This is a genomic window from Streptomyces sp. NPDC030183, from assembly GCF_055573455.1.
In genome coordinates this window covers 1-12,222 of record NZ_JBVIBK010000033.1, presented here as the reverse complement: position 1 = coordinate 12,222, position 12,222 = coordinate 1, and the positions used below count along the sequence as shown (strand labels likewise).

Below are 12,222 nucleotides of genomic sequence, written 5' to 3'. Positions count from 1 at the left end.
TAGGGCATGGCGAGCGAGGAAACCCTGAGGACGAGGCCCGTGACCCGCGCCCCCGGCCCGAGGACCGGGTCACCGGGCACGCGCGCGTGGACGAAGCGGCTGATGGTCCTGGGCATCGTGCTCACCGCCCTGAACCTCCGGCCCGCCATCACCAGCCTCGGCGCCCTCCTCGCAGAGGTGCGCGACGGACTCGGTATGAGCGGCAGCGTCGCCGGACTCCTCACCTCCGTACCGCCCCTCTGCTTCGCCGTGTTCGGGAGCCTCGCGCCACGGCTGGCCCGCCGCTTCGGCCCCGCCGCCGTGGTCTGCGCCGGCATGGCCGCGATCGCCACCGGCCTGCTGGTCCGGCCCCGCACCGGCACCACCGCGGGGTTCGTGGCCGCGACCGCCCTCGCCCTGATGGGCATCGCCGTCAGCAACGTCCTCATGCCGGTCATCGTCAAGAGCTGGTTCCCCGACCGGGTGGGCTCCATGACCGGCCTGTACTCCATGGCCCTCGCCCTCGGCACCTCGGCCGCCGCGGCCGTGACCGTCCCGCTGACCGAGGCGCTCGGCGGCAGCTGGCGGACCGGCCTCACCGCCTGGTCGGCCCTCGCGGCGGCGGCGGTACTGCCCTGGCTGCCGCTCGTACGGGGGCGCGGCGCGCGGGGAGGCGAGACCGCCGAGCGGCACCCCGCCCGCCGGGACACGGCTCTCGACGCCGGTCCCGCGCGCAAGGACGCGACCGCGTCGCGCGTCACCCGCAGCCGTACCGCCTGGGCGCTCGCCGTGTTCTTCGGGCTCCAGGCCACCGCCGCGTACATCACGATGGGGTGGATGCCGCAGATCTTCCGGGACGCCGGCGTCCCCGCGGACACGGCCGGCCTGCTGCTCGCCGTGACGATGGTGATGGGCGTACCGCTGGCCTTCGTGATCCCCCGGCTCGCCACCCGGCTGCCCCACCAGGGGCCCATCGCCGTCGCCCTGGGCCTGTGCGGGCTCCTCTCGTACGGTGGTCTGTACCTCGCCCCGGCCGACGGCGCCTGGGCGTGGGCGCTGCTGCTCGGCGTCTCCAACTGCTCCTTCCCGCTCGCGCTCACCCTGGTCGGCATGCGGGCCCGGACCGGTGAGGGCGTCGCCAGGCTGTCCGCGTTCGCGCAGAGCACCGGTTACCTGATCTCGATCCCCGGCCCGCTCCTCGTCGGCGTCCTCTACCAGCACAGCGGCGGCTGGGGCCTGCCCCTGGCCCTCATGGCGGCCCTGATGGTCCCGCAGATCGCCGTGGGCGCCCTGGCGGGCCGCGACCGCATGGTCGAGGACGAGACGGCCGCGACGGCGCGCTGAGCGGGGTGGGAGGCCGACCCCGGGGGCGGCGCGCTGAGCGGGGTGGAAGGCCGACCCCGGGGCCGGCGCGGTGGCGCGGGGTGCGAGACTGGGCCCATGCCCGTGCTCGACCCGAACCCCCAGAACGGCCAGAAGAAGATGCTCGTGGTCTTCGGCTCGTTCCTCGCCATCTTCATCGTCATCGGCATCATCGCGGCGATCGCCTCCCCGTGACGCCGCACGGACGCCGACCTGCGGTGGCCCCGAGCGGCTGACCGCTCGGCGCCGGCCGTGTCGCGCCCACCCCCATGGTGGGGCTGACCCCCCGTCCATGGTGGGGCTGACCCCCCATCCCCTAGGGGGTGAGTCTCAGGGTGAAGTGGGTGGATCACCGGATGGGTTGCGCCGCCCGGATTCCGTAGCTTCGAAGAGTGGCCGCGGGGGACTCGCGAGGACCCTACGGAGGAGCGGCCACCGACGACGCGAAGACCACGGAGGCGGCATGTCGGCCCGTACGCACACCCGACCCCACCCGGCGGCCCCCGCCCCCACGGGCGGCGTGGACATCCGGCTCCCCTGGTGGGCCCTCGCCCTGCCCGCCCTCGGCTTCGCCACCCTCCTGCTGCTGATCCTCAACCCCGCCGACGCCCACGCCGCGAGCGGCGACCCCCTGCTCGCCCATGTCTTCGAGCGGATACAGCGGGCCCTGACGGCCCTCGTCCCGTGACGGCCGGCCGAGCCCCCGCGGGCGCGGACACCGGTCGCGGATATCCGCACTTCAACTCCCTGCGCCCCATGGCCTGTTTCGTGCGAAGCTGGGACCCATGAGCGTCGCAGAATCCCGCAGGATTGTCCTCTTCCGGCATGCGAAGGCCGACTGGCCACAGGTGTCCGACCACGAGCGGCCGCTCGCCGACCGGGGCCGTATGGACGCCGCCGTCGCCGGACGCAAGCTCGCCGACAGCGGCATCTCCTTCGACCTTGCCCTCTGCTCCACCGCCGTCCGGACCCGCGAGACCTGGAAGCTGGCCGTCCACGAGCTGCCCGAGCGACCGAAAACGGTCTACGAGGAGCGGATCTACGAGGCGTCTCCCGGCGAGCTGATCGCCCTGCTCAACGAGACCCCGGACGACGCGCAGAACGTCCTCCTGGTCGGCCACAACCCCGGCGTGCAGGCCCTCGCCGAGATCCTCGCCGGGCAGGCGGAGGGCGACGCCCGCGAGCGCATGAGCCGCCGCGACTTCCCGGCCGCCGCCTACGCCGTGATCACCTTCGAGGGCTCCTGGAAGAGCCTGGAGCCGGGCGTCGGCACCCTCGTCGACTACTGGGCGCCGACGGAGTAGCCACCCAGGGCTCGGGCGCACGCCGGACGCCACACGGGCACGACGAAGGCCCGGCAGCACCGTGCTGCCGGGCCTTCGCACGTCGTCACACGCGGTCGCTCACCCTCACCCTCACGCCCCGCTCGTGTTCACCGCTCGTCGTGCGTGTCCGCCGCCTCGACCTCTTCCCGCGTGACGCCGAGGAGGTAGAGCACGGTGTCGAGGAAGGGGAAGTTCACCGCGGTGTGCGCGGCCTCCCGTACGACCGGCTTGGCGTTGAAGGCGACGCCCAGCCCGGCCGCGTTCAGCATGTCGAGGTCGTTCGCGCCGTCGCCGATCGCCACGGTCTGGGCCAGCGGCACCCCCGCCTCGGCGGCGAACCGGCGCAGCAGCCGCGCCTTGCCCGCCCGGTCCACGATCTCCCCGACGACCCTGCCGGTCAGCTTGCCGTCGACGATCTCCAACGTGTTGGCCTGCGCGAAGTCCAGGCCCAGCCGGTCCTTCAGGTCGTCCGTGACCTGGGTGAAGCCACCCGAGACGACACCGACCTGGAAACCGAGCCGCTTCAGCGTGCGGATCAGCGTGCGCGCCCCAGGGGTGAGCCGCACCTCGCTGCGCACCTTGTCCACCACCGACGCGTCGAGCCCCTCCAGCAGTGCCACGCGCGCGTGCAGCGACTGCTCGAAGTCCAGTTCCCCGCGCATCGCGGCCGCCGTCACCTCGGCGACCTGCTGCTCGCACCCGGCGTGCGCCGCGAAGAGCTCGATCACCTCGTCCTGGATGAGCGTGGAGTCCACGTCCATGACCACCAGCCGCTGGGCCCGCCGGTGCAGTCCCGCCGCGACCACGGCCACGTCCACGCCGAGCGCCACCGACTCGGTCACCAGCGCCGTGCGGAGCGTCTCGGGCTCGGTGCCGGACACGGCGAACTCCACCGCCGTCACCGGGTACTTGGCGAGCCGGAAGATACGGTCGATGTTGCCGCCGGTCGCCGTGATCCGCGCGGCGATCCGGGCCGTCGACTCGGCGGTCAGCGGATGCCCCAGCACGGTGACGTGCGAGCGGCCGAGACCACGGGGCCGGTTGTCGCCCAGGCCCGAGATGATCTCAGCCTGCATCTTCATGGACTCCGCCCAGCCGTGGACGGTGGCCCGCAGATCACCCTCCTGCCCGGCCGGCGGCACGGTCACCAGGGCGCACAGCACGATCCGGCCACGGGTGACGACCTGCTCGATGTCGACCACGTCGACGGAGTACGCGGCAAGAGTGTCGAACAACCCGGCGGTGATGCCCGGCCTGTCCTTGCCGAAGATCTTGACGAGGAGAGTGGGGACGTCAGAGGAGGTCTGCGAAGCGCTCATGATGCTCCAACCGTATCCGGCACCCGGCGCCCTCCGCCCCTGAGGTCCGCCCAGCGGACGGAGAACACTGCGTTACGAGTGGCTGAAGGCCACCCGGATCGTGCGCGAAGCGCCGGGGCGACACCGGAATCCCCCGATCCACGCCCTCTGACCACCCCGCGGAGACGCTCCCCGCCCCGGACCTCGCCCCGGCCCTCGCGCCGGCCCCGGCCCTCGCGCCGGCCCCGGCCCTCGCATCGGCCCCGGCCCTCGCATCGGCCCCGGACCTCGCACCAGCCCTCGCATCGGCCCCGGACCTCGCCCCGGCCCCGGACCTCGCACCAGCCCCGCACCCGCCCCCGACTCGCGCCAGCCCCGCGTTGCCCCCGCATCGAGTCCCTCAGCGTCCTCGCGGCCCGGCCGCCGGTGGGGGCGGCGGAGGCGGAGGCGGCCCGTCGCCCGGTGGCGGAGGCGGAGCCGGCCCGTCGTCCGGTGGCGGAGGCGGAGCCGGCCACACGCCCGATCCCGCACCGGCTCCCGCTCCCGATCCCGCACCGGCTCCCGCCCCCGATCCAGCCCCCGACCCCCCACCTGCCCCCGACCCGGACCCCGATCCCGATCCCGACCCCGGCCGGGGCCCCGCCCCGGGCCGGCGGGGCGGCGGTGTGAACCGCCTCGCCACCGTGGGCGCGCCGTACACATCGGGCGGCCGTCGACCTTCTGGGCCCGGCCCACCGCTCCCCGCCCCCCGGTCGTCCCCGGCCGGGCCCGCGGCCTCCCGCCCGTACTCACCCGGCCCTTGGGCGCCGGCGTTCCGCGCCCCCCGCCGGTCCCCCCGCTCCACGACCTGCCCCGGTCGCAGCAGCCCGTCGGGCAGCCGCAGATAGGGATTGGTGTCCGGGTTCGGCGGCCGGTACGGCGTACCCGGCGTGTACGGGCCCGAGGGGGAGGGGGCCGGGACGGAGGGCCCGGCGGCCGGTGCCGACCCCGCGTACCCGGTCCCGAGCGCCAGGGGCGCGACCCGTCGCCCCGCCGCCCCGGTGGCGCACGCCAGCAGCGCCCCCACGGCCCCCGCGCCCGCCCCCCACACCGCGCCCAGCGCGAGAGCCATGGCCGCCCGCCCGCGCAGCTCGATGCCCGCGTCGAACGCGTCGATGCCGAACACGGCCAGCGAGGCGTCCACCGACACCTCCGTCAGCAGGACAAGGAGGGGAAGTGCCACCGCCGTGGCGACCCCCAGCCGAAGTGCGCAGTGCCCCGCGAACCCGAGCGCACCCCCGCCCCGTACACCCGCACCCACCGGACCCCCGGCGGTCGGCGGAGACACCTGCCCGGCGAACGGCGTACGCACGGCGGTCAACACGCCCGCGTACAGCGTCATCAGCGTTGCCGCCACCCCCAACAGCCATACCCGGCTGTCCAGTTCGGCCAGCCGGGCGAGGGTGACGGGTTCGCTGGCGTCCACGCGCAGCAGTGCGTCGAGCGGGTCGGGCAGCAGGTTCGCCAGCGCCCCCGTGGCGCTGCCGTCCCAGGGCACGAACAGGCCGACGGGGACGCCGAGCCAGACGCCGTTGGGCGCTCCGAGCAGCGCCGCGCCCGCGATCCGCCTCGGGTGGGGATCGCCGGTCGCCGCGTACGCCGCCGCCGCGAGGCCCGCCGCGACCGCCACCAGCAGCACGGTGACCAGCGCGGACACGGCGGGCCGTACCACCCGGTGCACGGCGTCGAGCCCGCGCGGCAGGGGAGTGCGGCGCGAGGCCAGCAGGGCGACCAGGAGCACTCCGAGGCACCACAGCAGACCGCCCAGCACCGTGGGCGCCGCGTCGACGGTGAAGCCCACCTGGGCGTTGGCGTCGGCGAGGTCGCCGAGCCGCTCCGGGAGCAGGCCGCCGCCGATGTCTCCGACGTCGCCGAGCCCGGGGATCTCGATGGCGTCGAGGTCACCGCCCCCGGGCAGTTCGTCTAAGCCCAGATCGCCGCCGTCCAGGGTGACGACGGCGCTGCCTGCCCAGGCCAGTCCGCCCATCAGCGCCATGAAGAGCACGACCACCGCGCCCACCCGCGCGAGGAGTTCACCCGGAACGACGTCAACTCCCGCGCCGCGCAGCGACCGCAGGAAGAAGCCCGACAACAGGAGCGCGCCCACGAGACTCACACCCAGTGGCGTGATGTCGATGGCGGTCGTGACCTGCGCTCCTTCCAGGCCGAAGACGGACACATCACCCGACGGTGTCACCGACCCACCCGCCCCGAGGGCCACGACCGCCGCGGTCATCGGCCCGAGTTCACCCGCGGAGTCGGCCTCCAGCAGGCGCAGACCGAGCGCCGCCGTGCCCGCCATCCCGATCAACGACCAGCTCACCGCGGCGATCGCGGAGAACAGGACGTCCCCCCACCGCACGCTCCTGCCATGGCCGGCACTCCGGTTGCTCATGGTCGGACCCCCCGATCCGCATCGCGGCGTTGCACCGCTGATGTCCCCCTCACGTGGGATTACCACTCTCCGGCCCGGTTTCCACCCCGTCAACGGGACCGGTGGGCGCCCGCGTACGGTCTCTTCACAAGGCCCGACTTTCGGTCAAGGGGTCGAGCCTGAAATAGTTCCCCCCGATGTTCGACATCCCTAGACTCCCTGTGATGGGGGTAACTCGGGGGACAACTCAGTGGGGCATGGAGTGCCGGAACTCGTACTGGAATTGAACGGACAAACCTGGACGCTCGATCCGTCCAGGACATACACCCTCGGACGGGATCCGCAGGGGGATATCGTGTTCGACGACGCCAGGGTCTCCTGGCGCCACGCCACGATCAGCTTCAGCGGCCGTAGTTGGGTGATCGAGGACCACGGCAGCACCAACGGCACATTCGTGCAGGGCCAGCGGATCCACCAGTTGGAGATCGGCCCCGGCTCGGCCGTGCACCTGGGCAACGCGACCGACGGCCCGAGAGTCAGCCTCTCCGGTACGGCCGCCTCGGTGGCGCAGCCCCAGCAGCCGTACGCGGCGCAGGGCGCGAGCGCCGGATACGCCGCCCAGCAGGCGCCGCAGCAGCAGGTGCCGCAGGCGGGCTGGCAGCAGCCGCAGCAGCCCCAGGTCCCGCATCAGCAGGGCCATCCGCAGCAGGGCTCCGGTGGTGGCGCGGGGGCGCCGCCGGTGTACGGCGACCGCAGCCCGACCACGTTCCACCAGCTGGCCCTCGGCCGTGTGATGCGCATCGGCCGTGCCCTGGAGAACGACCTGGTCGTCTCCGACCTCCAGGTCTCCAGGAACCACGCCGAGTTCCACGCGACGCCCGACGGCCGCTTCGAGATCCGCGACCTCGGGTCCCACAACGGCACGTTCGTCAACGGTATGCCGATCGCCAAGGGCGGCACGGCACTCCTCGGCCCGAACGACATCGTCGGCGTCGGCCACTCGACGTTCCGCATCATCGGGGACCGCCTCGAGGAGTTCGTCGACACCGGTGAGGTCTCCTTCTCCGCCCGGCATCTGACGGTCACCGTCGACGGCGGCAAGCAGATCCTCAAGGACGTCTCCTTCGGCGTCCCGGAGAAGTCGCTCATCGCGGTCATCGGCCCCTCGGGCTCCGGCAAGTCGACGCTGCTCAAGGCGCTCACGGGCTACCGCCCCGCCAACCAGGGCGACGTCCTCTACGACAACCGGAACCTGTACAAGCAGTTCGCCGAGCTGCGTCAGCGCATCGGTCTGGTCCCGCAGGACGACATCCTGCACAAGGAGCTGACCGTCAAGAAGGCCCTCAAGTACGCGGCCAAGCTCCGCTTCCCGGCCGACACCACGGCCGGCGAGCGCGAGGCCCGCATCGACGAGGTGCTGCGCGAGCTGAAGCTCGACATCCACAAGGACAAGAAGGTCACGTCCCTCTCCGGCGGCCAGCGCAAGCGTGTGTCGGTCGCCCTGGAGCTGCTGACCAAGCCGTCGCTGATCTTCCTGGACGAGCCGACCTCCGGCCTCGACCCGGGCATGGACCGCGACGTCATGCAGCTGCTGCGCGGCCTCGCCGACGACGGGCGTACGGTCCTGGTCGTCACCCACTCCGTCGCCGAGCTGGCGATCTGCGACAAGCTCCTGGTGATGGCCCCCGGCGGTTCGGTGGCGTACTTCGGCCCGCCCGAGGAGGCCCTGAACTTCTTCGGCTACGACACCTGGGCCGACGTCTTCTCCGCCTTCGAGAACTACCGCGACTACGACTGGGCGGGCCGCTGGAAGGGCTCGCAGCACTACCAGATGTACGCCGCGGACATCGACGCCGTCGCCCCGCAGTCGGTGCACATGCCGCCGCCGCAGTCGATGCGCCCGCCGAAGCCGCAGAGCTGGTTCTCCCAGCTCGGCACCCTCGTCCGCCGCTACCTCGCGGTGATCGTGTCGGACAAGGGCTTCCTGGCGCTGACGGTGATCCTGCCGGCCGTCCTCGGCGCGGTGAGCCTGCTCATCGACCCGGACAAGGACCTGCTGGTCAGGAAGGTGAACCCGGCGACCAACCTGCCCATCCCGAACGGCACCGCCACCACCGTGCTGCTGATCCTCGCGGTCGGCGCGTGCTTCGCGGGAGCCGCCAACTCCGTCCGTGAGCTGATCAAGGAACGGGTGATCTACGAGCGGGAGCGGGCGACCGGCCTGTCGCGCTCGGCGTACCTGATGTCGAAGGTGATCGTCCTCGGTACGGTCACCGTGCTCCAGGGCGCCATGGTCGGCGCGATCGGCTTCGCCAGCCGGACCATCCCCGACGAGGCCCTGATCCTCGGCGAGGGCAAGGTCGCCGTGATGCTCGAACTCTCCATCCCGATCATGGGCCTCGGCTTCACGTCGATGATGTTCGGCCTGGTCATCTCCTCGCTGGTGAAGACCGCCGAGAAGACCATGCCGCTGCTGGTCATGTTCGCGATCGTCCAGGTCGTCTTCACCGGCTGCCTCTTCGCCCTGCACGGCAGCCCCGGCGTCAACGAGTTCTCGTACCTGATGCCGTCGCGCTGGGCGGTCGCCGCCGCCGGCGCCACGCTGGACTTCAACAACATCAGCCCGCCCAAGGAGGCCGGCGACACGGACCCGCTGTGGGACCACACGGCCGGCGTCTACGCCTTCGACATGGTCGCCCTGGTCCTGATCGGCGTCGTCTGCGGCTTCCTCGTGGCCCGCTTCCTGCGCCGCCACGAGCCCGAGGTCATGCGGAAGTAACCGAGAAACCGGCACCCACGCCGAAGGGCGGCACCCCACCAGGGGGTGCCGCCCTTCGACGCTTCACCGGGGTCCGCGCCGACCTCAGTAAGCGCTGTTGACGTTGTCGATCGACCCGTAGCGGTCGGCGGCGTAGTTCGCGGCGGCCGTGAGGTTGGCGACCGGGTCGTACTGGCTCCAGGCGGTGCCCGGGACGTGGTACGCGTCGAAGGTCGGCTTGATGACCTGGAGCAGACCGATCGACGGGACGCCGTTCTTGGCGTTGATGTCCCAGTTGTTGATGGCGTTCGGGTTGCCCGAGGACTCCCGCATGATGTTCTTGTGCAGACCGTGGTAGGTGCCCGGGATCTTGTGCTTCTTCATGATGTCGAGCGCCTCGCGGATCCAGCCGTCGAGGTTGTTCGGGTACGTCTTGGGGGCGGCGGCCTTGACCTGGACGGCGCGCTTGGCGGCCCGGCTCGCGGCCTCCTTCTTCGCCCGCTCCTGCGCGGCCTTCTTCTGCGCGGCGACCAGGGCGGCCTTCTTCTGCGCGTCGGCCGCCTGGTCGACGACGCTCGCCTTGACGGTCTGGGCCGGGCTCTGGCTGAACGCCACCGGCGCCGCGGAAACCGTCTTCGTGGCGGTCTGTGCCTCGGCCGGCACCAGCGAGAACGCGACAGCGGCGGCGCCGACGGCGGCCACTGAGGCGAACGAGAGCTTGTGGGCCTTGGACAGCACGGGACGGTTACCGGGGTTCTTGGCGTTCAGCGACATGAGTGATGGACCTCTTCGAGTAGCGCGGAGGTCGCTCTCGGCCGGGTGGGGACAACTGCTTTCCAGCACAAGCGCCGTGGGCGGAAACCCACGGCGCCGAGCGACTGAAGCAATTCTTAGCGGCCGCAAAATCGGGTGGCAAAGGTGTGACGTACGATGCCGCTTAGTGGACGCGGAAGCGGCAAAACGGGACAGAACAGCACGTCTGTCCCGTTCAAACCGGGCGTATCCATCTCCTAGGGAGCTTCGTACGTGATGTGCGCCCTATGCCCGTCCTCACATCGCCGAGGCCCCGCCCTTACGTGCGGTTGCTGCCGCAATGCGCACGGTGAGGTGCCTCCGAGGGCAGGATGAGATGCACGTCGCCGAACTCGTGCCACAGGTAGTGCCCCGCCATCGCCTCCTCGTACGCACGCTCCACCGCCGCCCGCCCCGCCACCGCCTCCAGCATCAGCAGATGCGACGCCTCCGGCTCGTGCAGCCCGGTCACCAGCCCGTCGACCACCCGAACCCCCCGCTCCGGGGTCACCACCAGATCCGTCCACCCCCCACCCGGACGCACGACACCGTCGGCACCGGCAGCGGACTCCACGGCCCGCACCGCCGTCGTTCCCACGGCGATCACCCGCCCGTCGCCCGCCCGCACGGCGTTGATCAGCCGCGCCGACGCCGCCGGCACCGCGAACCGCTCCGGGTACGGCGGCTCGTGCGCTTCCGCCGACGCGACCCCCGTGTGCAGGGTCACCGGCGCGAACTGCACGCCCCGGCTCACCAGCTCCGCCACCAGCCGCGCGGTGAACGGCCGCGCGGCACTCGGCATCTCCGCGCTGCCCGCCCCGTCCTCGGACGGCAGGGCGAACACCGTCTGGTACACCGACAAGGGCTGGTCCCGCTCCGTGTAGGAGTACCGAATGGGCCGCCCGTGCTCCCGCAGCAGCCCCAGCACGTCCGGCGAGGACACCCGCGCCCACCACAACCGCTCGCCCCGCTCGCTCAGCGGCTCCTCCAGAACCAGCCCCGCGCCCCCCGGAAGCCGCACCCCGGTCCCCGCGGGACCGCCCGCGCGCGGGCGTGTGGTGCCCCTGCCGTCCGGATCCCGCAGCTCGACGGCCCACCGCCCGTCATCGCCCCGCGTCGAGAAGTGCACCACCACGCGCGTGTGCCCGAGCATCCCGTCGACGGCCGCCGCCAACGTCTGCGACGTGTTCACCACCAGCAGGTCCCCGGCCCGCAGCAGCAGGGGCAGCTCCACGAACGCGTGGTGCGACACCTCCGTACCGCGCGACACCAGCAACCGGACGGAGTCCCGGTCGAGCCCCGGCCCGCGCTGCTCGACCGGCACCCGCGCCAGCCGGTCACCCGGCACCTTCAGGGCCGTCGTCATCACGCCTCCAGCAGGGACGGCGCCCCGTAACGGCCGCTGGCCGGCCGCCCCTCGATCAGCCGCAGGAACGCCGGCACCACACTCTCCGGACGCGGCCGCGGATCGTCGTCGTCCGGCACGGCCGCCGCGTACAGATCGGTGCCCATGTCCCCGGGATCGACCGCCCACACCCGCAGCCCCGGCTCCTCCACGGCCAGCACCGCCGACAGCTGGTCCAGCGCCGCCTTCGACGCCCCGTACCCGCCCCACGTCCCGTACGCCTCCGCCGCAGCGTCCGAGCTGACGTCGATCACCGCACCCGCGCCCGACGCCCGCAACAGCGGCAGCGCCTCCTGGACCAGCCCCAGCGCCGCGACCACATTGACCTCCAGGGCCCGCCGCAGCCCGTCCAGGGCCAGCTCCTCCAGCCGGACCAGCGGCTCGGCGCCCAGCGCACTCGCGTTGTTCACCAGCAGGTCGAGCCCGCCCAGCGCACGGGCCGCCGCGACCAGCGCCGACCGGTGCGCCGCGTCCGTCACATCCCCCGGAAGCGCCTCGACCCGCGTCCCGTACGCCGCCAGCTCCTTCGCCGTCCCCCGCAGGACCTCCTCGGTCCGCGCGTCGAGCACCAGGTCCCAGCCCCGCTCCGCCAGCGCTTCCCCCAGCGCCCGTCCCAGGCCCTTGGAAGCCCCCGTGATGATCGCCACCGGCATGACATCGTCCCCTCGTCGTCGCCGCCTCCCGCTGCGGTCGGCGGTGATCTCAACGTAGGAACCCGGCCCACCCCACCGCCTCGTCCATGGGCCGCAACCCACCAAGGCCCTTCGCCCTAGGTCACCCGGCGGGGCCCCCGGCCCTAGACGAGTCTTTCCGAACACGTTTAGTGGTCGTAGGCGGTCAGTGAGCGGCTGACCGCCTGGCCTGTCTGGAAGTTGTGCCAGATCGCGGCG

At 72.6% G+C, this 12,222-nt stretch carries 10 protein-coding genes; 5 read left to right on the top strand and 5 right to left on the bottom strand.

The window, feature by feature from the left end; all coding sequences use genetic code 11:
- The first annotated feature begins 6 nt into the window (after nucleotides 1–6).
- From ACZ4Z2_RS31800 to ACZ4Z2_RS31785, 4 genes are all read left to right on the top strand, one after another.
- The gene (locus ACZ4Z2_RS31800; protein WP_468080739.1) at nucleotides 7–1,323 is read left to right on the top strand and encodes a CynX/NimT family MFS transporter; all 1,317 of its coding nucleotides are present in this window, start codon (nucleotides 7–9) and stop codon (nucleotides 1,321–1,323) included.
- A gap of 96 nt (nucleotides 1,324–1,419) precedes the next feature.
- Nucleotides 1,420–1,536, top strand: coding sequence for an SGM_5486 family transporter-associated protein (locus tag ACZ4Z2_RS31795; protein WP_099968646.1), 117 nt, complete (start codon nucleotides 1,420–1,422; stop codon nucleotides 1,534–1,536).
- A gap of 268 nt (nucleotides 1,537–1,804) precedes the next feature.
- Nucleotides 1,805–2,029 carry a hypothetical protein gene (locus tag ACZ4Z2_RS31790; protein WP_468080737.1) on the top strand — a complete coding sequence of 75 codons (225 nt, stop codon included), beginning with the start codon at nucleotides 1,805–1,807 and terminating at the stop codon, nucleotides 2,027–2,029.
- Nucleotides 2,030–2,126: 97 nt separating this feature from the next.
- Nucleotides 2,127–2,645, top strand: a complete 519-nt coding sequence (locus ACZ4Z2_RS31785) for a SixA phosphatase family protein (RefSeq protein ID WP_468080736.1) — start codon at nucleotides 2,127–2,129, stop codon at nucleotides 2,643–2,645.
- 128 nt (nucleotides 2,646–2,773) lie between these two features.
- On the opposite strand, the gene serB is transcribed toward ACZ4Z2_RS31785, so the two are convergent.
- Nucleotides 2,774–3,985: a phosphoserine phosphatase SerB gene (serB, locus tag ACZ4Z2_RS31780; RefSeq protein WP_468080735.1), complete on the bottom strand. Its 1,212-nt coding sequence runs from the start codon at nucleotides 3,983–3,985 to the stop codon at nucleotides 2,774–2,776.
- A gap of 379 nt (nucleotides 3,986–4,364) precedes the next feature.
- Nucleotides 4,365–6,398 (bottom strand): streptophobe family protein, encoded by a 2,034-nt coding sequence (locus ACZ4Z2_RS31775; protein WP_468080733.1) that lies wholly within the window; start codon nucleotides 6,396–6,398, stop codon nucleotides 4,365–4,367.
- Between the two features lie 241 nt (nucleotides 6,399–6,639).
- Between ACZ4Z2_RS31775 and ACZ4Z2_RS31770 the strand changes: the two genes are divergently transcribed.
- Nucleotides 6,640–9,156: an ABC transporter ATP-binding protein/permease gene (locus tag ACZ4Z2_RS31770; RefSeq protein WP_468080732.1), complete on the top strand. Its 2,517-nt coding sequence runs from the start codon at nucleotides 6,640–6,642 to the stop codon at nucleotides 9,154–9,156.
- 84 nt (nucleotides 9,157–9,240) lie between these two features.
- Here ACZ4Z2_RS31770 and ACZ4Z2_RS31765 read toward each other — a convergent pair whose 3' ends face one another.
- The 3 genes from ACZ4Z2_RS31765 to ACZ4Z2_RS31755 all read right to left on the bottom strand — a co-directional run bounded on the left by ACZ4Z2_RS31765 (nucleotide 9,241) and on the right by ACZ4Z2_RS31755 (nucleotide 11,985).
- Nucleotides 9,241–9,909: a transglycosylase SLT domain-containing protein gene (locus ACZ4Z2_RS31765; protein WP_468080731.1), complete on the bottom strand. Its 669-nt coding sequence runs from the start codon at nucleotides 9,907–9,909 to the stop codon at nucleotides 9,241–9,243.
- A 298-nt stretch (nucleotides 9,910–10,207) separates the two neighbouring features.
- Entirely contained in the window at nucleotides 10,208–11,293 is a 1,086-nt protein-coding gene (locus ACZ4Z2_RS31760) for an S-adenosylmethionine:tRNA ribosyltransferase-isomerase (protein ID WP_468080730.1), read from the bottom strand.
- On the bottom strand, nucleotides 11,293–11,985 hold the full coding sequence (locus ACZ4Z2_RS31755; protein WP_468080729.1) for an SDR family NAD(P)-dependent oxidoreductase: 693 nt from the start codon (nucleotides 11,983–11,985) through the stop codon (nucleotides 11,293–11,295). The genes ACZ4Z2_RS31760 and ACZ4Z2_RS31755 overlap by 1 nt, the downstream gene beginning before the upstream one ends.
- Between the last annotated feature and the right edge of the window lie 237 nt (nucleotides 11,986–12,222).

What these genes read in the sequence shown, in the direction of transcription:
- ACZ4Z2_RS31800 (WP_468080739.1), top strand. Translation starts at nt 7, where the DNA reads ATGGCGAGCGAGGAAACCCTGAGGACGAGGCCCGTGACCCGCGCCCCC.
- ACZ4Z2_RS31795 (WP_099968646.1), top strand. Translation starts at nt 1,420, where the DNA reads ATGCCCGTGCTCGACCCGAACCCCCAGAACGGCCAGAAGAAGATGCTC.
- ACZ4Z2_RS31790 (WP_468080737.1), top strand. Translation starts at nt 1,805, where the DNA reads ATGTCGGCCCGTACGCACACCCGACCCCACCCGGCGGCCCCCGCCCCC.
- ACZ4Z2_RS31785 (WP_468080736.1), top strand. Translation starts at nt 2,127, where the DNA reads ATGAGCGTCGCAGAATCCCGCAGGATTGTCCTCTTCCGGCATGCGAAG.
- serB (WP_468080735.1), bottom strand. Translation starts at nt 3,985, where the DNA reads ATGAGCGCTTCGCAGACCTCCTCTGACGTCCCCACTCTCCTCGTCAAG.
- ACZ4Z2_RS31775 (WP_468080733.1), bottom strand. Translation starts at nt 6,398, where the DNA reads ATGAGCAACCGGAGTGCCGGCCATGGCAGGAGCGTGCGGTGGGGGGAC.
- ACZ4Z2_RS31765 (WP_468080731.1), bottom strand. Translation starts at nt 9,909, where the DNA reads ATGTCGCTGAACGCCAAGAACCCCGGTAACCGTCCCGTGCTGTCCAAG.
- ACZ4Z2_RS31760 (WP_468080730.1), bottom strand. Translation starts at nt 11,293, where the DNA reads ATGACGACGGCCCTGAAGGTGCCGGGTGACCGGCTGGCGCGGGTGCCG.
- ACZ4Z2_RS31755 (WP_468080729.1), bottom strand. Translation starts at nt 11,985, where the DNA reads ATGCCGGTGGCGATCATCACGGGGGCTTCCAAGGGCCTGGGACGGGCG.